The 25,140-nt window shown below is 51.3% G+C and carries 25 protein-coding genes; 12 read left to right on the forward strand and 13 right to left on the reverse strand.

Going from position 1 to position 25,140, the window contains the following annotated elements; all coding sequences use genetic code 11:
* Window positions 1-10: 10 nt before the first annotated feature.
* A complete protein-coding gene (locus A3848_RS28215; protein ID WP_074088358.1) occupies window positions 11-874 on the forward strand; it encodes an SDR family oxidoreductase in 864 nt (287 codons plus the stop codon).
* Between the two features lie 143 nt (window positions 875-1,017).
* Here the strand turns inward: A3848_RS28215 and A3848_RS28220 are convergent, their stop codons facing one another.
* Window positions 1,018-2,115 carry a UvrB/UvrC motif-containing protein gene (locus A3848_RS28220; RefSeq protein WP_074088359.1) on the reverse strand — a complete coding sequence of 366 codons (1,098 nt, stop codon included), beginning with the start codon at window positions 2,113-2,115 and terminating at the stop codon, window positions 1,018-1,020.
* A gap of 138 nt (window positions 2,116-2,253) precedes the next feature.
* On the opposite strand from A3848_RS28220, the gene A3848_RS28225 reads away from it, so the two are divergent.
* The 5 genes from A3848_RS28225 to A3848_RS28245 all read left to right on the forward strand — a co-directional run bounded on the left by A3848_RS28225 (window position 2,254) and on the right by A3848_RS28245 (window position 8,083).
* Complete coding sequence (locus A3848_RS28225; protein WP_074088360.1) at window positions 2,254-2,703, forward strand: YdeI/OmpD-associated family protein; 450 nt, start codon at window positions 2,254-2,256, stop codon at window positions 2,701-2,703.
* 124 nt (window positions 2,704-2,827) lie between these two features.
* Window positions 2,828-3,649, forward strand: coding sequence for a MerR family transcriptional regulator (locus A3848_RS28230; RefSeq protein WP_074088361.1), 822 nt, complete (start codon window positions 2,828-2,830; stop codon window positions 3,647-3,649).
* Window positions 3,650-3,753: 104 nt separating this feature from the next.
* Window positions 3,754-5,745 carry an FAD-dependent oxidoreductase gene (locus A3848_RS28235; protein ID WP_074088362.1) on the forward strand — a complete coding sequence of 664 codons (1,992 nt, stop codon included), beginning with the start codon at window positions 3,754-3,756 and terminating at the stop codon, window positions 5,743-5,745.
* Window positions 5,746-5,875: 130 nt separating this feature from the next.
* Window positions 5,876-6,580 (forward strand): DUF6033 family protein, encoded by a 705-nt coding sequence (locus A3848_RS28240; RefSeq protein WP_074088363.1) that lies wholly within the window; start codon window positions 5,876-5,878, stop codon window positions 6,578-6,580.
* An 81-nt stretch (window positions 6,581-6,661) separates the two neighbouring features.
* Window positions 6,662-8,083, forward strand: a complete 1,422-nt coding sequence (locus tag A3848_RS28245) for a hypothetical protein (protein ID WP_074088364.1) — start codon at window positions 6,662-6,664, stop codon at window positions 8,081-8,083.
* On the opposite strand, the gene A3848_RS28250 is transcribed toward A3848_RS28245, so the two are convergent.
* From A3848_RS28250 to A3848_RS28300, 11 genes are all read right to left on the reverse strand, one after another.
* The gene (locus A3848_RS28250; RefSeq protein ID WP_074088365.1) at window positions 8,080-8,871 is read right to left on the reverse strand and encodes a DeoR/GlpR family DNA-binding transcription regulator; all 792 of its coding nucleotides are present in this window, start codon (window positions 8,869-8,871) and stop codon (window positions 8,080-8,082) included. The genes A3848_RS28245 and A3848_RS28250 overlap by 4 nt on opposite strands.
* A 343-nt stretch (window positions 8,872-9,214) precedes the next feature.
* Window positions 9,215-10,330, reverse strand: a complete 1,116-nt coding sequence (locus A3848_RS28255; RefSeq protein WP_074088366.1) for an ABC transporter ATP-binding protein — start codon at window positions 10,328-10,330, stop codon at window positions 9,215-9,217.
* Window positions 10,327-11,157 carry a carbohydrate ABC transporter permease gene (locus tag A3848_RS28260; RefSeq protein WP_074088367.1) on the reverse strand — a complete coding sequence of 277 codons (831 nt, stop codon included), beginning with the start codon at window positions 11,155-11,157 and terminating at the stop codon, window positions 10,327-10,329. The genes A3848_RS28255 and A3848_RS28260 overlap by 4 nt, the downstream gene beginning before the upstream one ends.
* 20 nt (window positions 11,158-11,177) lie before the next feature.
* Window positions 11,178-12,110, reverse strand: a complete 933-nt coding sequence (locus A3848_RS28265; protein WP_074088368.1) for a carbohydrate ABC transporter permease — start codon at window positions 12,108-12,110, stop codon at window positions 11,178-11,180.
* 100 nt (window positions 12,111-12,210) lie between these two features.
* Window positions 12,211-13,575, reverse strand: a complete 1,365-nt coding sequence (locus A3848_RS28270; protein ID WP_074088369.1) for an extracellular solute-binding protein — start codon at window positions 13,573-13,575, stop codon at window positions 12,211-12,213.
* Between the two features lie 159 nt (window positions 13,576-13,734).
* Window positions 13,735-15,090: an aspartate aminotransferase family protein gene (locus tag A3848_RS28275; RefSeq protein ID WP_256702582.1), complete on the reverse strand. Its 1,356-nt coding sequence runs from the start codon at window positions 15,088-15,090 to the stop codon at window positions 13,735-13,737.
* On the reverse strand, window positions 15,080-15,898 hold the full coding sequence (phnX, locus tag A3848_RS28280) for a phosphonoacetaldehyde hydrolase (RefSeq protein WP_074088371.1): 819 nt from the start codon (window positions 15,896-15,898) through the stop codon (window positions 15,080-15,082). The genes A3848_RS28275 and phnX overlap by 11 nt, the downstream gene beginning before the upstream one ends.
* A 1-nt stretch (window position 15,899) precedes the next feature.
* Window positions 15,900-17,009 carry a 2-aminoethylphosphonate--pyruvate transaminase gene (phnW, locus tag A3848_RS28285; protein ID WP_074088372.1) on the reverse strand — a complete coding sequence of 370 codons (1,110 nt, stop codon included), beginning with the start codon at window positions 17,007-17,009 and terminating at the stop codon, window positions 15,900-15,902.
* Between the two features lie 8 nt (window positions 17,010-17,017).
* Window positions 17,018-18,370: an MATE family efflux transporter gene (locus A3848_RS28290; RefSeq protein WP_074088373.1), complete on the reverse strand. Its 1,353-nt coding sequence runs from the start codon at window positions 18,368-18,370 to the stop codon at window positions 17,018-17,020.
* A 1-nt stretch (window position 18,371) separates the two neighbouring features.
* Entirely contained in the window at window positions 18,372-19,343 is a 972-nt protein-coding gene (locus A3848_RS28295) for a PHP domain-containing protein (protein ID WP_074088374.1), read from the reverse strand.
* 2 nt (window positions 19,344-19,345) lie between these two features.
* Entirely contained in the window at window positions 19,346-20,323 is a 978-nt protein-coding gene (locus A3848_RS28300; protein ID WP_074088375.1) for a CehA/McbA family metallohydrolase domain-containing protein, read from the reverse strand.
* Between the two features lie 268 nt (window positions 20,324-20,591).
* Between A3848_RS28300 and A3848_RS28305 the strand changes: the two genes are divergently transcribed.
* The 4 genes from A3848_RS28305 to A3848_RS28315 all read left to right on the forward strand — a co-directional run bounded on the left by A3848_RS28305 (window position 20,592) and on the right by A3848_RS28315 (window position 22,274).
* Window positions 20,592-20,873 (forward strand): hypothetical protein, encoded by a 282-nt coding sequence (locus tag A3848_RS28305; RefSeq protein ID WP_074088376.1) that lies wholly within the window; start codon window positions 20,592-20,594, stop codon window positions 20,871-20,873.
* A gap of 123 nt (window positions 20,874-20,996) precedes the next feature.
* Window positions 20,997-21,161, forward strand: a complete 165-nt coding sequence (locus tag A3848_RS32525) for a hypothetical protein (protein ID WP_167374794.1) — start codon at window positions 20,997-20,999, stop codon at window positions 21,159-21,161.
* Window positions 21,151-21,369, forward strand: coding sequence for a hypothetical protein (locus A3848_RS28310; RefSeq protein WP_074088377.1), 219 nt, complete (start codon window positions 21,151-21,153; stop codon window positions 21,367-21,369). Before A3848_RS32525 ends, A3848_RS28310 begins: the two co-directional genes overlap by 11 nt.
* A gap of 68 nt (window positions 21,370-21,437) precedes the next feature.
* The gene (locus tag A3848_RS28315) at window positions 21,438-22,274 is read left to right on the forward strand and encodes an EcsC family protein (RefSeq protein ID WP_074088378.1); all 837 of its coding nucleotides are present in this window, start codon (window positions 21,438-21,440) and stop codon (window positions 22,272-22,274) included.
* A gap of 106 nt (window positions 22,275-22,380) precedes the next feature.
* On the opposite strand, the gene A3848_RS28320 is transcribed toward A3848_RS28315, so the two are convergent.
* On the reverse strand, window positions 22,381-22,704 hold the full coding sequence (locus tag A3848_RS28320; RefSeq protein ID WP_074088379.1) for a putative quinol monooxygenase: 324 nt from the start codon (window positions 22,702-22,704) through the stop codon (window positions 22,381-22,383).
* A 222-nt stretch (window positions 22,705-22,926) separates the two neighbouring features.
* Here A3848_RS28320 and A3848_RS28325 point away from each other — a divergent pair, with 222 nt between their 5' ends.
* A complete protein-coding gene (locus A3848_RS28325) occupies window positions 22,927-24,153 on the forward strand; it encodes a nitric oxide synthase oxygenase (RefSeq protein WP_074088465.1) in 1,227 nt (408 codons plus the stop codon).
* Window positions 24,154-24,231: 78 nt separating this feature from the next.
* Window positions 24,232-24,972, forward strand: coding sequence for a Bax inhibitor-1/YccA family protein (locus tag A3848_RS28330; RefSeq protein ID WP_074088380.1), 741 nt, complete (start codon window positions 24,232-24,234; stop codon window positions 24,970-24,972).
* The last annotated feature ends 168 nt before the right edge of the window (window positions 24,973-25,140 follow it).

A 25,140-nucleotide genomic window follows, 5' to 3' on the forward strand; every position in this document is an offset into this window, starting at 1 on the left:
GGAATAGACAATGAAGATTGCATTAACAGGAGCAACAGGACATTTCGGTTCCATCGTGGCAGAAACTTTACTGAAGTCGGTAGCAGCAGGAAACCTGGTGGTCAGCGTCAGAAACCCGGAGAAAGCAGAACATCTCCGCGCGCTTGGAGTAGATGTGCGGCATGGTGATTTTGACCAGCCTGAGACTCTGGATAAGGCCTTTGCCGGTGTGGACCGGCTGCTCATCGTATCCGCGGATGGCGACAACGACACACGGATTCGCCAGCACAAGGCTGCCGTTGATGCCGCTGTACGTGCGGGTGTCGGCTTCATCGTCTACACCAGTGTCGGTCATGCAGACAGCAGCACGCTGTTCCTGGCACCTGTACACAAAGCTACGGAACAATTCATCCGTGAGTCCGGAATTGCATACTCCTTCCTGCGGAATAACTGGTATCTGGAGAATGAGATTGGCACGATCCAGGCGGTTCAAGCCGGAGCACCATGGCTGACCTCTGCTGGTGAAGGCAAGGTGGGCTGGGCTACGCGCCGCGACTATGCAGAAGCAGCAGCTGCTGTACTGGCAGGCGAAGGCCATGCGAATACTGTATACGAATTGTCAGGCCAGCCTGCAACCCAGGCCGAACTGGCAGCCGTTGTGGGCGGGGTACTGGGCAAGGAAGTTCAAGTACAGCAGGTGGATGATGCCACTTATGCCGACATTATGGCAAAAGCCGGAGTGCCGGAGGGTGCACTTCCGATAGTAGTCGGCATTCAACGTGCGATCCGCGAAGGCGCACTCGATATTGCCAGCAGCGATTTCGTGAAGCTGCTGGAGCGCCCGCTTACACCCCTAAATGTTGGTGTAAGTGATTTGCTCGGCGTTAAGGCTTAAGACAGAGTCCGGCGGCCTTACTCCGCCGGAAGCCGAGCCGGGTAAGTATACAAGGCTCGTCCTGTCATGAGAAAGAGGCTTCCGCTTACGGTCGATGGACCGTAAGCAGAAGCCTCTTTTGGTGCGAAATTCCTGACAGCGGTCTAGCCCGGTGAATCATTGAAATGCCCCTCGACCAACTCCCGGACCGCTTCAGCCAGAGCTGCACGATCCGGGGTTTCCAGCCATTCCTGAGGAATAATAGAATAGTTTCCGGAGCTGCCCGCCAGATAGCTGTAGATAATCTGGGCTTCGTCCAGCTTATGCCGGCTGATTGCATCCGGCTTCCCGCCCGCCGGCTTACTGAAGCTGCTGCTGATGGCGGACTGGATGAACTTTTGTAGTGATTCTATACTCATCTGTCCTGTATTCAGCCTGGCCCGGTCAAGAATCTCGCTACCCCGGATCAGGATCAGCTTGAGCTCCTGTTCATGCATGGGTTCAAGCACTACAATATTCTTGTTCTGTCCGGTAAATCCGATAACCTTCTCTTTCTGGAGCAGCGAGCTGACCGCTGTACAATAATCGCGGTATTTGGCGGCGGTCTCGAACTCGAAATTCCCGGCTGCCTGATTCATCCGCCGCTGCATGTCCTCCAGAATTCGCTGGTCGTTCCCGTTCAGCAGTCCGACCACACTGTGCATGATTTCCTCGTACCGCGCCAGTGCCTCCCCGCCCCCGCACATGCCGATGCATAACCCAAGCGAGTGATTAAGGCAGAGTGTGTTTTTGGCGTGGGGTGCGCTGCAGAGGATCTTCTGACTTTCCTTGATCCCCTGTATTGCCCGTTCGACGGTGCTTCTGCTGGTATAAGGGCCGAAATACAGGCTGTCCCCGTATTCTGCAGGATCATAGGTCACCGCCAGCTGCCGGTAGGCTGTATCCGTGCGAATGGCAATATAGCTGTAGGCGAGCGGGTTTTTCATCTTTTTATTGTACATGGGCTTGATTTCCTTAATCAGCTGGCACTCCAGCATGAAGGCTTCAAATTCCGTATCGGTCAGCTTGTAATCGAGATCCCGGATGTTCCGGACCAGTTGTTTCACTTTCGGAGAATGGCCCTTGGCATTGTAAAAGTAGGATTGGACCCGTTTCTTCAGCTGCTTGGCTTTGCCGACATAGATGATATGGCCCAGACTGTCCTTCATCAGGTAGACCCCTGGAGATAAAGGGAGGCTTGCTACTTTCTCCGCCAGATTCATGAGGTTCCCTCCCCGATCATATGTACTAGTATCCTTTAGTATAAACGATCCTTGTGTACGGAGCGACTGGAAAAGCGCCGGATCTCCCACTACAATGATGATATACAGAGCTTGGCTCTCTGACAGGAGGTAATCATGATGAAATTTCAGGCTATTGTTCAACTGAGCGGGAAAACAGCGACAGGCATTCCGGTTCCCGAAGAGGTGGTGGCGGGACTCGGGACCAGTAAGAAGCCTGCCGTTAAGGTGAAGATTGGAGAATACACATACGCCAGCACGATTGCCGTGATGGGCGGCCAGTTTTTAATTCCGCTGAGTGCAGAACACCGTCAAGGCGCGGGAGTTAGCAGCGGAGATGAAATTGAAGTGGAGCTGGTGCTGGATACAGAGCCGCGTGAGCTTACGGTGCCGGCCGATTTCCGTGATGCGATAGACTGTGAGCCGGCGGCAAAACTCTTTTTTGACGGATTATCCTACAGCAACAGGCGGAGACTGGTCCTCTCCGTTGAGAGTGCCAAAACCGCAGAGACCCGCCAGCGGCGTATAGAGAAAGCCGTTGGTCTGCTGAATGAGGGACGGGTACAGTAGCGGACACGCTGACTGCATGAATGCGGGCTGAACCATTGATGTGACAAAAACCACAAAGCCCCCCATCAAAACCCTCTATCATAAATGACAGGGAAAGATAGATATTGAAGCTGGGGGGCTTTTTATGAAATATTCTATCGGAGAATTCGCCTCGATTCTGGGTGTAACGGCGGATACCTTGCGGCTCTATGAGAAGCATGATATCGTGCACCCGATGAAAGATCAGCACAACAACTACCGTTATTTCAGTGATTTGGATGCCAGAAACTTACTGTCGAGCCGGTGGTACCGGAGTATGCAGATTCCGCTGCAGGATGTAGCCGGGCTGATCAATGACGCGCCTGCGGAGCAGGTCATTCAGTCTATTGCCGCCGCGCAGCAGCAGCTGGAAGAGGAAATCAGGCGCAGTGTTATGCTGCTGGAGAAGATCAGCGAGATTCATGCAGACCTGAGCCGGATCGGCGACTCCTTTTATACCTGCCGGATCAAAGAGGTGCCGGGCATGTACCGCATCCAGCAGACGGACAAGAATCAGCTGCTGCAGAAGGAGTGCCTGAAACAGACGGTGCAGGCTTGGATGGAGCTGCTTCCCTTTACATTCTATACCTTCAGAATTGAAAATTCGGAGAATATTATGGGGACAGCAGAGCTGGAATATAGCTGGGGGCTTGCCTTGCTGGAGGAGGATCAGCGGAAGCTGGAGCTGTGCATGAATGAGACCGTGGAGTATATCGAGCCGTCCACCTGTATCTCCGCAGTCATTGCCAGCTCTTATGAGGAGGATCTGGGACGGGAGACCTTTCAGTTCATGCTGGATTATATCAGGGCAGAGGGCTACCATATCACCGGTGATATCCACGGCAAAATCCTGTTCACGGAACGAATGGGCAGAGGAACTAAAACCTATCTGGAGATCAATATTCCATTTGAGAAAAATTTCACATAACATTCATTGACCTTGGTGCCGCACCAAGGTTTACACTCTGTGTGTATTCGGTGGCCCTTCCAGAGAGAAAGGGGCCTCCAACCAACCACACAGGGGGAAAACCAATGCGCAAGCAAGCACAGAGCAAAATGTTCATGTTATCCGTGTGTCTCGTCCTCATTCTGTCGCTGATCAGCGGCTGCAGCGGCAATAATGCTGCCGAGCCGGCCGCTTCCGTGAAGCCGTCTGCATCGCCCGAGGCGACTCAGCAGGCAGCGAATGATAACGAGGTGCCGGCTTCTTTTAAAGCAGGAACCTATAAGGCGGAGGCTGATGGCAAGGACGGAAAAATCCAGGTAGAGGTTACCCTGGATGCACAGTCCAAGATCACCGATATTCAGGTGCTCAGCCAGAAGGAAACCGCAGGAATTGGCGTTGAAGCCATCAACAAGATCAAGGATGAGATCATCTCAGGCCAGACACTTGCGATTGATGCTGTCAGCGGGGCTTCTGAATCCAGCACAGCCATTCTGACCGCTGTAGAAGATGCAGTGAAGCAGGCAGGCGGCAACGTAGAGGCGTTCAAGTCCAGAACCGTAGCCAAAGCCGGTGAAGGCAAAACCGAGCAGCTATCGGCCGATGTTGTCGTTGTAGGCGCCGGTGCATCCGGTGTCTCGGCAGCGGTATCCGCAGCAGATAAAGGTGCCAAGGTCATAATTATTGAGAAAACAGCTACCATTGGCGGAGCAAGCAACCTATCCTGGGCGGGCAAATTCTATAACTCTTCGGCGGCTGTAAGCAGCGGATTAAAGGTCAATGTGGAGAAGGAAATCGCCGACTGGATCGTTAATAACCACTGGAGAGTCGATGCGGCGGCGATCCGCCAGTATGTGACCAAGTCTGGTGAAACCTATGATTGGCTGAACAAGAAGGGCTACAAAACAACCTTCATCAACTTCGCGGGAGAACAGCTGCATATGCTTCCGGCCTACGAAACACGCCAGCCCACACTGCGGGCGATGCTGGCTGCTTCAGTTGAGAAGGGCGGAGGACAGGTGATTACCGAAACGACCGCCAAGAAGCTGATTACAGGCGCTAACGGTGAAGTGACCGGTGTAGTCGCTGAGAAAGCCGACGGCACAACGCTTGAGATTACCGGAAAAAGCATCATCATGGCAACCGGAGGCTATGCCGGCAACAAGAAAATGGTTAAGGAAGCGTTCGGCTTCGAAGGCGTCAACGGGGGGCTGGGCCAGAATATCGGCGAAGGGCTGCAGATGTCCTGGGATGCCGGAGCCAAGGTTCCCGATAATTTTGGCGGCCAAATGCTGCATCAGACCCTGGCTAGAGCTACCGAGAAGCTGAAGACGGAGTATAAGCCGTTTGAAGCCAGCTACCCGTTGATGCTCTCTTACCTGCCTACATTGATGAATGTCGGTCCTTCCGGAGCAAGATTCAGAGACGAGGCAGCTACGCTCACCTCTGTAGCCGCTGCTAACACAAGTGCTTTTAACGGAGCGTATCATTTGGTTATTGTCTCGCAAGCGCAGATCGATGCCTTGAAGGCTAAAGGGATGAACGGTGTAAAAGCGCCTGCTCTGCCGGGAATGCCGCCGGAATTCTATGCTTCTTTTGCAGATCAGTTCAAGCTGGACACGCCATGGAAGGATGCGGATAAAGTATTCGAATCCATGGTTGCAAACGGCGACGGCTATAAAGGCAGCACCATTGAAGAACTGGCTCAAAAAGCCGGGCTGGATGCAGAGGTCTTTGCCAATGACTTCAAACAGTATCAGGAAGCAACGAAAACCGGTGTGGATACGGAGTTCGGTAAAGCGAAGGAATACCTGGTGCCTATGGGAGACAGCGGTCCCTACTATGCAATCATCGCCGAAGTCAACAATCTGGGTTCGGTTGGCGGACTGCTGGTCAATACCAAGTTCCAGGTACTGAATGACAAACGTGTGCCGATCAAGGGGCTATATGCGGTTGGACTCGAATCCGAAGGTGTATTGTTCAATGACACTTATGTCGGCAACGGCGTGGGTCTGGGCTACTCCTTCACCTCCGGCCGTTTGGGCGGAGAGGATGCCGCAGCAGGTGCGGTGGCTAAATAAGAAATAACGTTCAAGGGAAGGGGGAGCCGGCGGCTCCCTCTTTTGCGTCTGCAGTCCTTTATAAGAAATCGTTCCGTTTCAGCCGATAAATAGAATAACTTGAACTTTATGAACCAAGGAGGAAGGCAGTATGTATATTCCTATTACGGGAATCCAGGGCGTTTCTTTGACCCGGCCTCCACAGCAGCAGGAGTTCCACCCGTCTACCCCGGTTTCTGCGCTCAGTTTTAATGAAACCCTGGCAGCGGTTAATGCGGCAACGCAGGATCAGGCGGAGCGGATCAAGCGGAAATATGGGATTAAAGTGCGTATTCAGACCGTTTCCCCTGACGATAAAGAGCCGGAGCATTCCGGTATAAGTAGCGGCCAGGAAATGATCATTGCGCCAAACATCCTTCAGCAGATGGCCAAAGACTCTGCCCTGCGGAGTAAAGTGTATGGAACCATTGATCAGCACATTCATACGGATAAGAGGAGCCCGAACCCGCTGCAGCAGCTAAGTGGAGGGAAAACCTTGAGCCATAGTCTGATTATTCATAAGGACGGTACGGTTACCGTAGGGTCCCTATGGGCCAACCCGAAGGAAGCGGGGATCAGCAAACTTAAGGATGCGGAAAACCTGAAAGAACAGACAGAGGAGACAAGCGCGGCGGCGGAGAGGCGGCATGCCTGGGAGTCGGCGCTCCCTATTTTATCGAGAAAGCTGCTGTCTGCTTCGGAAGCCTCGCTTCAGGGGGCAGAATCCGCACCGAACCCGGTAGACGGGGTAGCCGCACATGACTTCTTGCACCAGATTCAGCTGATGAGGGCCAGAAGATCCAACAAATTGCTGTAAAAGGCTCAAACGAACAACCGCCTATTCTCCTGCATAGCATATAGCACCAACCTGCAGGGTGAAGAGAGGGCGTATGCAATAATGGGCATTCAGCTTATGGCGATACACTGGGTTTACCTGGTTTTTATTGTGTTCATTATTGCGCTGCTGATCCGGCGGCGTGATACGACGATGATCTGTGTGGCCGGGATTTTTGCTTTGGGTGTATTGGCCACAGAGACGCTCAGCGGCTCGGTATCAGGGATTTTCAACTCTTTTGTCTATGCGACCAAAGAGCTGTTAGGGACCATAATGATTATATCTATTATTGTAGCGATGAGCCGGATTCTAATGATTACAGGCATTAACGAAACCATGGTTGCCCCGCTTACCCGGTTTATGCGCACACCGGCGATGGCTTATTGGGGCATTGGACTCATTATGATGGTAACCTCTTTCTTCTTCTGGCCTTCGCCTGCCGTTGCGCTGGTGGGGGCAGTGCTGCTGCCGGTGGCTCTACGGGTGGGGTTACCTGCACTAGGGGCCGCTGTGGCCATGAACCTGTTCGGTCACGGTATTGCATTGTCCGGAGATTATATTATTCAAGGCGCTCCAAAACTCACCGCGGATGCTGCCGGTCTTCCGGTATCCAGCGTGATGGAAGCGAGCATCCCGCTGGTTCTTGTGATGGGGCTGGTAACCACCGTTGCGGCGTTCTGGATGATGCGCCGCGACCAGAAGAACGGCACCTGGAGAGATGGCCTGGTTACCCTTAAGGGCAGCACGGGCAAGCTGAGGGGGCCGGAGAGTGAAGGCGGGGAGGAACGGCCGGTTCTGCTGGACGCCCGGCTCCGGCAAGCGCTGGCTATCGCCATCCCGCTACTCTTCCTGCTCGACGTGGCGGCGATGTTCGCGCTGGGCCTGCAAGGCGGGGATGCCACAGCACTGGTGGGCGGCACTGCTGTACTGATTCTAATCTCGGTTACACTGATGGCCCACCGTAATCAGGGGCTGGAGAAAATCACTGCTTACCTGATTGAAGGCTTCACCTTTGGTTTCAGGGTGTTTGGACCAGTGATTCCCATCGCTGCTTTCTTCTATCTAGGCGATTCGGCGTTCACTGAGCTGTTCGGCAAGGTGCTGCCGAATGGCTCACACGGCATCGTGAACGATCTGGGCGTAGCCCTCGCGGATCACGTGCCGCTGAACGGCGCAGTGGGAGCCGTGACGATGACGGCGATCGGTGCGATCACCGGCCTCGACGGCTCCGGCTTCTCCGGCATCTCGCTGGCCGGCTCGATTGCCCAGCTGTTCGCCGCCGCCATCCATTCCGGCGCGGCGACGCTGACCGCCCTGGGACAGGTGGCCGCTATCTGGGTCGGCGGCGGCACCCTGATTCCGTGGGCGCTTATTCCTGCGGCTGCTATCTGCGGCGTCAGCCCCTTTGAACTGGCCCGGCGCAACCTGAAGCCGGTCCTGCTTGGCCTTATGGCGACTACGATCGTCGCCATGTTCCTGGTCTAGATTTCACCTTGGGGATAGATCCACTGTACAGCGATTTTCTGTAATGGCGCCTTCCACTTGGGTGAAGGCGCCTGATCCGTTACGATCATGTGGATTTCATCCAGATCGGCTATTTTGGCTACGGTACGCTTATCAATCTTAGAGGAATCGGCGACTACGATCGCCATCTCTGAGTTGCGGATCATTTGTCTTGTGAATACAGCCTTCTCGTAATCATAGCTTGTGATACCGTTCTCCAAGGAGACACCATCAACAGAGACAAAGGATTTATTCACATAGAAACCTTCCAGAACCTTCTCGGCGATCGGGCCGGATACCCGGAGATGCTTGGCGCTTACTTCACCGCCAATGAAGATAAGCTTCCCGTTGAACGTCCCGCGTTTTTGAAATTCAATGAGCAGCATAAGGGCAGGCACGGAATTCGTTAAGATGGTCAAATGCTGCTTGCCTTCCAGGCAATGAATGATTTGCAGCGCTGTGCTTCCTTCATCCACCACAATTACATCATTGTCCTCAATGAGTCCTGCGGCCAGGATGCCAATTTTGCGTTTAGCTTCAACATGAATGGCCTCTCTTTCCAGGAGAGGCGGCTCCACTTCAACCTTGAATTTAACCGCACCGCCATATACCTTTTTCAATTTATTCTCTTTCTCTAGCTCGTCGAGGTCTCTGCGGATCGTTTCAGTGGACACTTCGAACAGCAAAGAGAGCTCGTTTGCGATCACTTTACCTCTCTCATTCAGGAGAGTCATGATCGTCTCTTTTCTTTCTTCGCTGGCAAGAGACACCCTACCCTACCCCCTTCACGTTATGAACTATTATTATATCGGCTCTTCATTTAATAATAAAGGGCATTCATAACATCCTCAAGCACTCGTCTTTATCTATATAAGTTGAACTTTAGATTTTCATATTAGGATCTGGTCGTAACTGCGGGGAATGTTTGGACTTCCGGCCGCTGTTGTCTGCAGATTTCTTGATTTATACCGCTGTTCGCGGTGGAAATCCGCAGACTGTTTATGCTTCCGATGCGAGCTTTCCTACGGAAAGCTTTCAGGCGGTCGCTATCGCTCCTACAGTTCCAAACTTCCCCTCCGCACTCCTACCTTTTTTATGTTTTTTAAGTTCAACTTATTTATATTGCAATAAATTGCGGCCGTTATCGTTCATATCGAACAGATGGAATTTGTTCTCTTTGAATTTGATGTACACTTCATCACCAGACTCGATCTCCGCCTCATTGCCGGTCAACAGCCGGATCATCGTATCCAGCTTCCCTAACGGATCAATCACTTTGACCAGCTTGCCGCTGCCCAGGTGCTCAACCAGATCAACCTTCATTTTAATCTTCTGATGATCCGTCGGAGAGCAAATCGCGATATCATGCGGCCTGATCCCGAACTTAACGGATTTCCCCATATGCGCTTTATCCAGTCTCCGGTCAGCCGGCAACAGATATTCGAAGCCTTCCGTAACGACTACCTGGTTGCCGTTCATCTCTCTGAGCTCTCCTTGAACAAGGTTCATCGGCGGGTTGCCCAGAAAGCTGGCTACGAAAAGATTGACCGGATGGTTGAACAATTCATGTGGAGGCGCGTATTGCTGAATCTGGCCGCCGTTCAGGATGGCGACCCGGTCGGATATGGCCAGCGCCTCTTCCTGGTCATGAGTCACAATAATGGTGGTCACTCCCAAATTCCGCTGAATTTTGCGGATCTCGTCCCGGACATCCAGCTTCAGGCGTGCGTCCAAATTGGACATGGGTTCATCCAGCAATAAGATTTCAGGATTTTTGGAGAGTGCCCGGGCCATAGCCACCCGTTGCTGTTGTCCACCGGACAGTTGTGAGGGCTTGCGATCAAGCAAGTGATCAATTTGCAGGATTTTACTCGTTTCTTTAGCCCGTTCATACGCTTCCTGCTTGGGAATCTTCCGTTCTCTTAGCGGAAAAGCGATATTGTCTCTGACAGAGAGATGGGGATATAACGCATAGGACTGAAACACCATGCCTATATTGCGGTCCTTCGGCTCCACATGATTGACCAGTTTCCCATTGAAGTGAATCTCTCCCGAAGTCGGCTTCAGCAGCCCCGCGAGCATCATAAGTGTCGTTGTCTTCCCGCATCCCGAGGGACCGAGCAGCGCTACGAATTCGCCTTTGTTAATCTCGAGATTCAGGCCGTCTACCGCTCTGCCGCTGTCTTGCTTGCCATCGTATTCTTTTACAATATTTCTTAAGGTAATCATACTTGCTTAGCCCCTCCCAAGTTGACCTTCATGAATATCTTCTGGGTGAAAATGTAGAACAGAATGATGGGGAGTGTGTAGAATAATCCAATCGCTGTAATGAGGCCATAGTTCATAATCTGGTCCTCTTTGGTCACTAACTTGGACAAGTAGCCGGCGAGTGTAAGCATATCGTCATTGAAAATAAGCAGCTTAAACAGGAACCATTCACCGTAAGCTCCGAGAAAGGAAAATACAGAGATAGCGCCAATCCCGGGCAGCACGAAGGGAACAAGTACTTTCTTGAACGCCCGATAGCGGGTGCATCCATCGACCATGGCCGCCCACTCAATATCCCAGGGCACCTCGTCAAAGAACCCCTTCATAATATAGACCCGCCCAGGAAGTGAACCGGTAACCGCGACCAATAATACACCCGTATACGTATTGACCAGATTCATTTGAACGAGGATGAAAAAGGTTGCGATAATGAGTGTGATCCCCGGGAAAGATCTCATCAGAAACAGAAATTTCATCGCAGACACTCTTCCTTTGAAGTCCAGTCTGGAGAAGGCGTATGCCGTCGGTACAGAGATGCAGACTTCGATCAGGACAATCAAAAAGGAATACACAAGGGTATTAAGTACAATAGGCCATATTAAGGGGAGCTTCACCCCGGCATATTCAACAGGCTCTGTGAAGAAAGAAAAGTTGTCCATTGAAAACTGCCCTGTCGTAAAATTCATCGTCGCTGCCAGGAAATACCAGATAATCATCGCGATAATCGGCAACGTAAATAATGTCATATAGGTGTGCACTAGCAACTTCTTAAGCGTACTGGTCGACATCAGACTGCCGCCTTCCCGGATTAGTCTTCAATTCTTGAAGGTTTGATCATTTGGTCAAAATCAAATAACCGCAAAAAGAATAGCGTTAGGATAAAAGAGATAATTACAACAATCAGCGACACCGCTGCTCCATAGCCATAATATTTCAGATTGAAGGCCTGCTGATAAGCGTACAGGGACAAGGTTGTCGTATCTCTCATCGGACCGCCGTTTGTAAGTAGCATGATAAAGAAATAGGAGGATACAAAGCCGATCAGCTCCGAGATGGTAATATACATTAACGGCCACTTTAAGGTGGGCAAAATGATTTTCATAATGACGGATTTCTCGCTTGCGCCGTCTACTCTTGCCGCTTTGTACAAGTCCTCGGGTATCGAGTTGATCGCTGCGGACAAGAGAATCATACCGCCGGATATCGTGGACACGACAGTTGCTAGGATGACAATTCCCATTGCGGCCTTGGAGAACCAGGATACGGGATCGGACTCTACCCCCAGTTGAAGCAGGATGCGGTTGATTAGGCCACCCTCCGTAGGATCAAAGATATACTTCCAGAAGGTAACATAAACGACAGCGGGGATAATACTGGGAATGAGCCACAGCACCCTGTAGATGACAGCCGTGATTTTCCCCTTAAGGAAGTACTGGGTGGCAATGGATATAATCAGAGCAAAGAGCAGGGAGACCGATAAGGACAGGATGGAGAAAATAGCCGTATTCCATAAAATAGCCGGAAGATTATAGTCTGAGAATACTCTTGTGAAATTTTGGAGTCCTACGAATTTCGGCTTCATCGACGCATTCAAATCCGTGAAGGACATGGCGATCGTTGCGATGGCCGGCAAGACAAAGAAAACAAGAACCAATGCCGCGAACGGCATGATGAAGAAATAAGGGTACATCTTCTTTTTAAACGGTTTTTTATAGATAGGTTGAACTGTAGTGTGATCCATGCCGATCCTTCACCCGCCTTCATAATATGGAACAAGAGGAAACGGCTACGCAGTCCTACAAAGGACGGTATCCGTTTCCCGTAGAGTGAATCCCAGGCTGTTATTGTTCAATGATGAGATGATCGGAAGGTACGTTCTGCTTCGCATCCTTCTGGAACAACTCGTATGCCTGTTCTGCGGATTGGCCTTTGGTCAGGATGGCATCTACACCCAAAATGTAGGATTTGGTATAGGTTGCGTAATCCGGTTGAGCCGGACGGGTCTTCGTGAATTCGAGCAGGTACGCATGATCCTTATAGAAGTCCATTTCCTTAAAGCGTTTGTCTTCTTGCGCTTCCGGTGTTACCGGAAGTTTACCGCTGACCAGCGTGTGATTGATTTGCAGGTCCGGATCAAGTACGTGCTCGATCAATCTTTGGACATACGGCATCTTCTCGTCATCAACCGTTGGCCCCACGTAGATCATAGCGGGGTTACTGTAGGATACAGGTTTGCCGCCCTTTTCAGCAGAGGGAATAGGAATCCAGACGATATTCTTATTGAACCAGGTGTTGAAGCCTTCTAGGTCGTTCTGCATGCCATTCGCTTCACGCATCATCTGATAGAACTCGGTGCGGGCGAATTCCGCGAAAATCTCACCTTTAACAAACATAGGCGCTGCCTTATCCGTGTCTACATCGCCGATGGATTCGTTGATAATGCCGCGTTTCACTGCATCCGCCCAGAATTCATAGACGTCTTTGGTTTTTTTTGTCAGAACCATTTTATTCTCATCGACATTATAGTTGTAGTTGCCAAATGCGTAATTCCAGCCTTCAAAACGTGTATCTTCTACTGCGAATCCCATCTTGACCAGGTTCTTCTGCTTCGCTTCCTCAGCCAGCTTTTCGAGATCCCCGAATGTGAAGTCGCCGGAGTCCACACGCTGTCTTAAGCCATCGATTTGCTCCTTCGTCCAGCTGAGGCCTTCGAGTGCTTTGCGGCTGATGAATACCGGGGAAGCATCCATATCCTGAATAGCCCCATAGTAGTGACCGTCGTACTTCATGATATTGGTATAGGAATCCGGCACATTCTTGAATACTTTAGAATCCTTCACCCAATCCACATCACGGATGATACCGGCATTGAGCTCCCAGCCAATATCCACGCTGGAATTCATAAAGATATCGGCTACTTTTCCAGCCTGGGCCTGAAGAATGAGCTCGTCATCGCCGATTCCCGGCCACCAGTCGATCTTTACATGAACATTGTCAGCCTTCAGTTCTTCGTTCAGGCGCTTCTCCGCCTCGATGAAGTTGTCCTTGCGCGCTCCCCAAGTACTCTCACGGACAGAAATCTGAATCTCCTTCATCTTCGCCTCACCTGCCGATGTTGCCTCTGCCGGTTCGTTACCCGATCCGCATCCCGCCAACAGTCCTGTACTCAAGACTACACTCAAAGCAGTAACAACAAGCTTCTTCATTCCTCGAAGTCCTCCTTATGGCCTTTTCACATTTCTTGTTTTCCTGTACAAGCTTAGTATAAAGGGGACATGTAAACCTGGGATTAAAACCACGTATTATTTTTGTTTTGTTGTTGTTTAATATTGTTTTCGTTGTTTTTTGATCATTGAAAGTTGTTTTCATGTGGTGAAAGTTATGCCGATAGCTTCCTCAATAATCGTCAATGCCTGGTCCAATTGTTGCTGAGTCGTAATTAAGGGCGGGACAAGCGTGATGACATTTCCATTGGATACCTTGAAGCTCAGGCCTCTCTCCATACAGAGATACATCACTTTTTCGGTATGTCCGACCGCCTTTTCCTTCGTGTGCCTATTCGTTACCAGTTCAATTCCTGCCAGCATTCCTATGACACGCACATCGCCTATCGCTTCGTGCCTTTGCATCATCTCCGTAAGCCGCTGTTGAAGGTAAGCTCCCATTTGTACGGCATGCTCCAGCAAGCCGTTGTTTTCGATGAATTCAATGGTGGCGAGTGCTGCTGCACAGCCCACAGAGCTCTTTTCATGCGTATAATGTCCAAGTGAAATGTCCTGTGCCACATCCAGGCCTTCCCGGACAATAATTCCGGCCATGGGGAACACTCCGCCACCGAAGCCCTTGCCAATCACTACAATATCAGGCACGATTCCGAAGTGCTCATGAACGAACATCGTTCCTGTTCTTCCGAATGCCGTAGGAATCTCGTCCAAGATGAGCAGGACACCGTATTGATCGCAGAGCTGGCGCAGCCTCTGGAAGTAAGCTTGAGGAGGAATCTGCACGTCCGTACTCCGAACCGGCTCCAGGAGGATAGCTCCTACATCCTCTTCCCTCTCCAGCATGTACTCCAGATAATTAAGGGAATAGGTGCCATCATCGTGATCTCCGAAAATACTGCGGTAGGAATTATAGGGCATCATATGCTCCGACCCCGGCAAGAGCGGCCCTATTCCATTGCGGAATACGCCTTCTCCTCCCACAGAGATTGCATCCAGGCTTGCGCCGTGGAACGAATCCCAAGTGGATAGGGTCTTGAATTTGCCCGTTGCCTTACGGGCGAGCTTCAGCGCAAGTCCGATTGCGCTTGTTCCGCCGGGTGTGAATAATACTTTGTTCAAATCGCCTGGAGCCAGCTGGACCAGCTTTTGCGCTAACCGGATGGCTACCGGATTGGTAAAGCGGCGGGGCAGAAAAGGGAGATTTTCCATTTGGGCCATCACCGCATCCAGAACATACCGGTTCTTATACCCGACCTGATGTACGCTGTTCCCGTGGAAGTCCATAATCTTACGGCCATCCATATCTTCCAGATAGATGCCTTCCGCATTCGTGATGACGTTGAGGCATGGTGTCGACATGGACTGGTGCAGGAAATAACGGCTATCTTCTGCTAATACTTCCTTCGTTTCGGGACTGAGCCAGGCTTCTTGAAAGCTTCGCCGCTCTGAGGATAAGTTAATATCCCCCTCCGTTCTCGTATTGGCTCTAAAGTCCACAAGGCATATCCCCTTCCCCTAGCCGGCGGTTCACCCGTTCGATAATGTCTGGCAGATCAGATATCCGGTCAATCACATAGTGGGCTCCGTTATTCATGAATTGCTGTTTGGCAGCCTCGGCAAATTCCCTTAGGGCAGCAGGTTCCATTGCGGCGGTCTCTTCTTGCGTTAAGCCCAGCATCGAGCTGCCGTTAACGACACCCACCGCCCAGACACCGGCATTTCTAGCTTCCTGCATGTCGGAGGCCGTGTCTCCAACCTTTATGACCTGTGACGGCATTCCCATATTCAGTTCAATCATATTGGAGTAAATCATATAGGGATAGGGACGGCCCTTGCCGTTCACCGAGTCCGGCGTTACCCAATAGTCCGGTGCATAGCCTTTCTCCCGCGCATGCTTTGCTACAATCTTCATCATCGTATCGTTATATCCGGTGGTAGCGCCGATCTTCAAGCCCTCCTGCCGCAGCTGATCGACAACATCCACCACATTCCCGATGGGCTCCGAGAACCGGTGCAGAATTCCCAGCAGCTTCGGTTCGAACGCTTCGTGCATCTCGTCTACATCACTGTCTGTATAAGGACGGCCCAAGCGCTCTTCGAACAGCCTGCCGATCCTTGACATTTCGAGCATGGCCTTCAGGTGATCCCATTTCAACAGACCCATGGGGGCCCGTACCTCTGTCATAGTCGGTTCAATTCCTTTGGAATGGAAGATCTCGAGGAACACTTGAACAGGAGCCATGCAGCCATAGTCCACCGTGGTTCCCGCCCAGTCCATAATGATTCCTTGCACTCTTTTCGTCATATCAGCTCTCCAGTCGCAGGGTAGTTAGATAAGAAGCTGCCGCCTCGCATAACCTTTCAATATCCTTTATGTGCACATCGCCGATGGTTCCGATCCGGAACACAAGCGCTTTGCTTAATTTGCCGGGGTAGATGACGAAGCCCTTTTCTTTTAGAAATCGATAGAATGCTTCGAATGTAAATGATGCAAGATCCGGATATTCAAAAGTAGTGATAAAAGGGGAGTGGACAGCCGCGGGCAAATGGGCCTTAAAGCCTGCCTGCTCCATGAATCGCACCAGTGTCTGTTGATTCCTGGTGTATCTTGCACATCGCTGTTCGACTCCGCCTTCTTCTTCCAATTCAAGCAACGCCTGATAAAATGCCCGGACAACATGCGTAGGAGAAGTAAAGCGCCACTTGCCTGCATCGTTGTCCATTACCTGCCATTGATCGAACAAATCCAGGGATAACGATCTTGCTCGTCCCTTGCATTCGATAAGCTCACTCTTCTTGCTGATCACAAAGCTGAAGCCCGGGACGCCCTGGATACACTTATTCGCGCTGCTGACCAGATAATCGATGCCGAGCTCCCCGACCGCTATAGGCGTACCGCCGAAGCTGCTCATGGCGTCGACGATGGCTACTTTCCCATGATTCTTGATTACCTGAACGAGTGCTTCCAGCGGATTCAGAATCCCTGTCGTTGTCTCGCAATGGACGAAGGCTACATGAGTAATTAGGTTGTCCTGCTTGAGCACGGCGTCCAATTGGTCTGCACCGGGAAGCTCATCAGGTGCATATTCAAGCGTCCGATGCCGGATTCCAAGGACACGGGCGATCTCCTGGATGCGCTCGCCGTAGGCACCATTCGCGAGGATCAGAAGCTTGCCGTCACCCGGTACTGCGGTGCCTATCACCGCCTCTACCCCGAACGTCCCGCTGCCTTGTATCAGCACTGCGGTATACTCTTCTTCGGGTGCTTGTCCCAGCTGAAGCAGCCTGCTTCTGATCGATTGAACGATGTCCTTGTAGTCGCTATCCCAGGTGCACCAGTCTTTTAGCATGACTTCTTTAACGGATGAGGTTGTCGTCAGGGGACCGGGTGTCAGTAATAAATAGGGTTGTTCCATGGTTCCTCCTACAGGTTATGGACAAGGTTGCGTGCCCATTTATTTGAGCGGTATCTGAAGAATCCGATACATGCCTTCGATACTTCCTCAAGTGAAAACATCAGGTATACCCACTCCACCGGCCAGTGAAATAGATAAGCTCCAGCAAACACTAGAGGCAAGGCTATCAGCCATGTGGTGACCAGGACCAGATTCATCGTGTACAGGTTGTCGCCGCCCGCTCTGAACAGTCCGACAATCCATAGATTGTTCAAGAAGAACATGACCATAACGATTGCCTGAATGATCATAATATGACGGAATGACGACTGCACTTCACGGCTGAGATTAGGAAATAAGTGAACAATATATGGGCTCAGAATCAGAATTCCAGCACTCATGGCCAATGCGGAATACAAGGCGATCCGAGTGAATTTCCGGGCATAGAGTACCGCCTCGTTCCGGTCGTCCTGGCTGAGCTTCTGGCCGACCATTACTTTTGCGGCATAAGCAAAGCCATAGATCCCCATCATGAAGTAGCCGTTGAACGTGTTCGCCAATTGATAGGTCGCCAGCGCCGCCACGCCAATATGACCGAAGGCCAGCGCATACAGCATATTCCCGACCGACCACATGCCTTCATGGAACATGAGCGGCAGTGTGGTGGCATACACTCTTTTTACAAACGGCCAATGGAAGGAGAAGATCTCCCGCAGCGTAACGTTGACGTAGTACTTCCTTCCATAAACATAGCCTATTAAAATACCTGCGCTGAGAATGGATGAAGCAAGTGTCGCCCATCCCGCTCCAACAATGCCTAACTTGGGAAATCCAAGCTTTCCATAGATAAGCGTGTAGTCCAGCAGGACATTGACCAGCATTCCGATCATGCCAACCACCAGCATCAGCTTCATTTTTCCGATCGAGCCGAGTGCATTTCCGTATACATCCTTAACCGAATTGATCAGATAGACGAATACGATGACGGATACATATTGAACGCCGTAAGCAGCAACGTCCTTATCCTTGATAAATAGCGACAGGATGGGAGCTTTGAAGCAGGAGACTAATATGAATGCAGTTAAGCTGATAGCGACACTGGAGATAAGCATGAGTCCAAAGGCCTTTTTCACATTGGCGGAATCGTTTTTCCCATGAAATTGGGTGATGTAGGCAGAAATGCCGAAGATGGCGGACAGAATCATCCCGAGAATAAAGTTGATCTGACCTGCGGCGGCCATAACCGCTATGGCGGAATCGCCCATGCTGCCCACCATCAGCGTATTGATCAGCGAGAATGAATTCCCTATTAGCATCTGTAGAATCGAAGGCAGGACAAGCCTTTTCATGTCCCTGCGGAACTGCCATTCTAAGCTGTCCACCCTATTCAAGGGCTCCGTGCGGAAGGTCGGCCGGGAAAATAGGATTAGACCAGGCCACCTTCCCGTCAAAGTCCACGCATTCCACACGGATATATTGCTCGTTGCCCTCTATCCGGTAGGAGCCCTGGCTGACGGGAAGTGCCTCCTTGCTGTATATGTTGCGGCCATTGCCGGGATGTGTAAGGAATCTGATGAACTTGACCGGAGAGCATTCAATCTGCAGGAAGCCATCCTGCACCCGCAGGTCATAGATTTCAGGGCCGTTCGACGAATAATATTGACCGGCTTTTAAGGCATCAATGACAGATTGCTGCTCCAGCTTCTCCGCTTCAGCACACACCCATCCGCCGAAAAATTCAGAGATCGCAATGTCGATGTCACCGCCGTGTGCGTCATCCGAGGCGATCCCGTACACCTTGCGGCCGTGCTTCAGCAAATAGTCCCAATGATGAACCCCATATCCAACCGCCTCATCAAGCTCCGACTGATGGTTGTATATCTCGATGGCGAAATAGCCCTCCAGCCGCAGCAGATCCTCCGGCGTATTTCTGGACCATTCCGGATGATTCATAATGATCAGATTTCCCTTGTCCCGCATTTCACCGATCAAGCTTTGAATGGTGTCCAGGTCCTCGTAATCCGGCTTTGCATGCTCTTCGTCATGCCCGAACTCCTGGGCCGAATGCAGCGTCCGGTCGAGCAGTCCATGGATATGGTATTGCTGGCCTGTCTCCTGTCTGCTCATCTCACAAGCCATCTCGTAGCCGTCTATCATGATGAAGCGTTCATCATCATAGTCATCTGACTTGAAATAGATTTCATGATCGCTCAGGCACATAAAGTCATAGCCATTATTCTTATAGGCGTTCATTACCATTTCGGGAGAGTACTGCCCGTCGCTGCGCGTAGAATGTGTATGAAGATTGCCTTTATACTTGCGTTTCTGGTTGTCCAGAACAATCACCGGCGTCATCCTTATTCGTCCCCCTCCAGCAAATCTGCTACAAACACCGGATTGGACCACGCTACATTTCCGTCAAAATCAATGCACTCCACCCGGATATACTGCATCTCCGGTTCAACCGGCATCGAGGCGACAGTCAGGGGTTCACCGTTCTGATAATTGCCGACAAACGGCCCCCGGAGCGGGAATGCTTTGAACATAATGAATTTGCAGGGGGAGCATTCAATGATGAGTTGTCCGTCTTCCACCCGAAGATCGTAGATCTCCGGTCCGGTGCTGGAATAGAAGCTGCCTGCCTTAAGACTGGTCACAATATCATGAGGCGTCAGCGCTTCCGATTGAACCTGAACCCAGCCGCCGCCGTATTCAGGGAACGCCCAATTCCGGTCGTGTCCGTGGGAGTCGTCCGCAGCGATGCCATACACCCGTTTGCCGTTCTGCAGCGCGTGATCCCAATAAGCAGCTCCATAGGAGCTGACCGTAGACCATTCCGTTGCATGGTTATAGATTTCAACGGCAAAAAATCCGTCGTAGTTGACCATGTCCTCAAAGCGCGTCAGATGCCACTCCGGATGGTTGAAAATCACCAGATTACCGTGGGCAATCATCTCATCAATCAGCACCTGCGGGGACTGATCCCCCTCCCAGGGAATGGGAACCGGGAACCTCTCGAGATGCTGGAATCTTGGCTGCACAGGCTGTGCGGTGGGATCATCCAGAACTCCGAAGTGGTAGCCCGGGTCCTTATCAGGTACAGGGTTGAGCCCGCCCCGCTCCATTCCGGGAATCGTGATGAAATGGTCTGTATTGAACTCATCCGTTCTGGAATAGACATCATGATCGCTTATGCAAATAAAATGATAGCCCTTCTCCTTGAACACCTGGACAGTCTCCGCTGCCGGGAGTGAGCCGTCAGAACATGTGGTGTGGAGATGCAGATTGCCTTTATACACCGTTTTATTTCTTGCCAGGTAAATTTGATTCTTCATCTGCCATTCTCCTTACATTAGGAATTTGTTTTCTTGTGTTTTCATATTGATTCTTGTTGTTTGTGATCATCATACAGCCAGGCGAAATGGGTTTCAATCGAATTTAAATTATTTAACAGAGCGATTACAAACTTTACCGAAATCGAAAATAACTCCATCCAATAAGCCGTGATTTGACGCGGGAGTTACAAATGGAATGTATAAAAACCGTTGTTCTATCCATCCTAAAAAAGATTGAACAGTGAGACAGAAGGGAGCGGTTGACAAGATGAAGCATTACGAATCCAGCCTCCGGACCAATAGTACGGTAGATCAGGCGCAGGATGCGGTGACCACGCTGCATAACTCTGTATCCCAGGCGCTCAGCCATCCGAATGATCAGATGCTTATGCAGGCTGAGAACAGCCTAACGCACGCGGAGGAGGCAGTGAGCCATGCTCCGGAGGGCTCGATTGGGGGCCATGGGGTGGATCTGACCGAGGAAAGACTGGCTGATGAGAAAAAGAGGCTCGCTCTCGCAGAAGCAGCAAATAGAGGCACCAAACAGTAGATATTTGAAGCTCAGGCATTTCCGGTATTATCCGGGAATGCTTTTTTGTTATGCAAAAGTTGTTCTTGTAGAACCCCGAAGTAGCTAGATGAACTACGGAACCAAGTCGAGCAAATTGGTGGAATGAGAGGTAGAAATGCCTTTGAATTCGGCGCAGGTGAGCAAATTGGTGGCATGGGAGGTAGAAATACCTTTGAATTCAGCTCAGGTGAGCAAAATGGTGGAATGAAAGGTATAAATGCCTTTGAATTCGGCTCAGGAGAGCAAAGTTGGTGGAATGAAAGGTAGAAATACCTTTGAATTTGGCTCAGGAGAGCAAAACGGTGGAATGAGAGGTAGAAATACCTTTGAATTCGGCTCAGGAGAGCAAAATGGTGGAATGAAAGGTATAAATACCCTTGAATTCGGCGCAGGTGAGCAAATTGGTGGCATGAGGTTCTTGACAGCCTATAATCCCTTAATCTTTCAAGTGTCTACAAACGGGTTAATAAAGTGAACAGAACCAATTGCCTGCATCGAACGTACTATCTGAAAACCAACTAGTATCATTAAGGGGGCTTAGAGATGCCGGAAACCGCCGGGCACACGCCGAATCTGGAGACTGCAGAGGAGCTGAATGCCGCGCTTGCCGAAATTATGAAGTGGGAAAAGGAACAGAACCAGTTGATGATCTGGGACCGCATCACCAGGCTGCCGTTCAAGCTGTTCGATAAGCTTACACCGAAGTTTATTCACGAGAAGCTGGGCAAGCTGCTCGACGAGCTGGGAGGCTATATCCAGAATGGGGGCAACTATCTCGTAGCCGGTCGCAAGGTTGGGGTGTTAATGGAGACAGGGAGCCGCGCGGCCGGAGGAACCGGGAAGGGGCCATATCCGCTGGCGGTGATGGATAATGCTGCCCGGCAGCTTACAATGAGCAGCAGGAACGTCGCCACCGCGCAAGGAGCGACGACGGGATTCGGCGGATTGTTCACGCTGGCGGCGGACATCCCCGCGATTCTGGGCCTGTCCCTTAAAGTCATTCAGGAGATTGGCCTCTGCTACGGGTACAATCCTACAGATAAAGCAGAACGGATATTTGCCGTCAAGGTGATGCAGTTTGCCTCTTCGGATATTGTGGGCAAGCGAACCATCCTGAAGGAGCTTAATCTGCAGGCAGGTGGCGACGGCGATATTACTGCCGGAACCCAAGCTGCCGTGTCCAGGATTCAGGGCTGGCGGGAGGTCATCACGGTGTACCGGGACAATTGGGGCTGGAAAAAGATGCTGCAGGCTGTCCCTGTGGCGGGGATGTTCTTCGGGGCCTATATCAACCGTAAGGCGCTGGAGGATGTGGCCGAGGCCGCCCGGATGCTCTACCGCAAAAGAAGAATCATCGCCAGACTGGCAGAGATGGGTTAATTCCCATGCGAAGGAAGAAGTCAGAGTATATCTGCAAAAGCAAAAAAAGCAATAGTGCAGTGCTTCACGCGGCTGCCATTATTGCTTTTTTTGTTCAAAACATCTCTTAGGCGTCCGGATTAAGGGACTCAAGTCCCTTGCCCCCAAGGGGAATCAGCCGGGTAGGCTCAACACCTGCAATCAGCGGCTTAGCCCGCTGGATGGCCTCCCGGGTGGCCTCCTCCTGCAATGAAGCCGCATGGGCTTCCGCATGGCTCCATACCTCAGTAACCCAGAGGGTGTCAGGCTCACTCTCCGAGAGGTTAACGATGTACAGCTCACATTCATGAACTTGCTCCATTGCAGCTGCAGCTTCCAGAAGAATCGCAGCAAGGGCATCACGTTCACCTGGTTTGGCGGTGAATTTGGCAATCATTCCGAATTTGCTCACGTCCCGTCACCCCTTCAGGTTTAGCTTTACAATTCAAGGAACAGCATTTGGAGATCAGCTATATCTTATCAGAGATCGGGTGAACAGGAAGGCTATAATCGATTTTCGTCTACAATCAGCCTCTTGCAGCCATTCTTGCATATTCCTCCAGGAGTTACTATGATGAAATCATTCAATTTTCCGAAGGCGAAATCCTCCGGGAGAGGAGTGGGAGTAGGCAGGATGGATAATAGGGAACAAGAGAGGTCGTACGGGAAGCTGACCGGGCAGGCAGAATCTTTCATCCGGCTATGTTATACAGAGCTGGAGAAACCGGAGCAGCACATCGCGGAACGCATTCAGGCCATACATAAGGAAATCGAGCAATCCGGTACCTACAACCATACAGAGGAAGAGCTTGCCCATGGTGCAAAAATGGCCTGGCGCCAGAACAGCCGCTGCATCGGACGCCTGTTCTGGCACACGCTTGAGGTGAACGATGCCCGGCAGGCGGAGACTGCCGAGGAGGTGGCGGCGGCACTGCTGCAGCATGTGCAGCAGGCGAACAATGGCGGCCGCATCCGGCCTATGATTACGGTATTCCGCAGCGGCGGGAATCCGGAGAAGGCGGTCCGGATCTGGAATCACCAGCTGATCCGTTATGCCGGATACCCTGGACAAGGGGACCTTGCCCGTGCCGGCGATCCGGCATCGGATGTGTTCACTGCCGTCTGCCGGAGGCTGGGCTGGCAGGGCAATGGCGGAGACTTCGATGTGCTTCCGCTGGTCGTCAGCATTGGTGAAGAAGAACCGCGCTGGTTCGCCATTCCGCCAGAGCTGGTGCAGGAGGTCCCGCTGACCCATCCCGAGATCGAACGGTTCCCGGAGCTTGGCTTGCGCTGGTATTCTGTACCGGTCGTGTCGGATATGCTGCTCGAAATCGGTGGAATTTCCTATACCGCTGCGCCTTTTAACGGCTGGTATATGGAGACAGAGATTGGTTCACGTAATCTTGGGGATACAAGCCGCTATAACCGGCTACCGGCTGTAGCGGATCTGCTCGGTCTGGACCGCTCGACCAACACCTCCCTCTGGAAAGACCGGGCACTGCTGGAATTGAACCGCGCGGTGCTGCATTCCTTCAAGCAGGCGGGGGTCAGCATTGTGGATCATCATACTGCCGCCGATCAGTTCGCCCGCTTCCAGGAGCAGGAGAAGCAGCAGGGACGCCAGGTCTCAGGCAAGTGGGGCTGGCTGATCCCTCCAATGTCACCATCCTCTACACCGGTTTGGAACGATAACACCCTGAAGGAGCTGAACCTTAGCCCGAGGCTGATCTATCAGCAAGCGGCATACGCCCATTGGCTGGAAGAAGGCTCCCAGAGGAGTCCAGACTCTAAGATCAGTTCAAACGCTGAGGCTGCTCTTGAACCTAAGCCGGCTTGCCCCTTTCACCCTCCTCAGAATTAAGGGGAAGGTGAGACGAATGTTTTCATGCGGTGAATATGCTATTATGGACACAAATAAGTGATGAAATGAGATGATCTCTTGATCGGACGCAGCGGAAATCCCACACTAAATGAAAAAACGTTTGAGCGTGCAGAGCGGTACTCCGGGCAGGAACGCATGAGCATTAACGGAACGGTCAACAAAACCTTTATCACACTGACCATTCTGCTGGCAGGGGCGTTCAGTGCCTGGTCGATGTATTTCAATGGACAAAATGTAGGCCCTTATGCCGTCGGCGGTGCACTAATCGGGTTCGTGCTTGCCTTGATTATCAGCTTCAAGCCGACTGCTGCACCGTATCTGGTGCCTGTCTATGCGCTGGCTGAAGGCTTGTTTCTGGGTGCTATTTCAGCAACATACGAAGGCCTGTACTATGGAATTACTCTGCAGGCAGCCTTATTGACGCTGAGTATATTTGTCGCTTTGCTGCTTGCCTACAAGACAAGAATCATTAGAGCGACGGAAAAATTCAAGCTCGGCATATTTGCTGCCACAGCCGGAATTGCCATCGTCTATCTGCTGAGCTTTGTGCTGGGAATGTTCGGTGTAACGGTTCCATATTTGCACAGCAACAGCCTGATCGGAATCGGCATTTCGGTCATTATCGTTATTGTGGCTGCGCTCAATCTGGTGCTGGACTTTGACTTTATTGAGAACGGCGCACAGCAGGGCGCTCCCAAATACATGGAATGGTACGGAGCATTCGGCCTTATGGTCACACTGGTATGGCTCTATGTAGAGATTCTCAGACTGCTGTCTAAGCTGCGGAGCCGGAATTAAGGACAGCAGTGCTGTAAGCAGCGGCGTAACCAAGGGTTCCACAAAAACAGCTGATCCCGTCTAATAAAGGCGGGGCAGCTGTTTTTTTATAATACAAAGGCTTCTAGGCTCTGCATGGAAAATGGATTCGAAAAATTTTAAATATAGGCTTGATTTGTGGGGAAAGTC

The sequence above is a fragment of the Paenibacillus sp. P32E genome (assembly GCF_001909085.1).
GTDB lineage: Bacteria > Bacillota > Bacilli > Paenibacillales > Paenibacillaceae > Paenibacillus_AQ > Paenibacillus_AQ helianthi.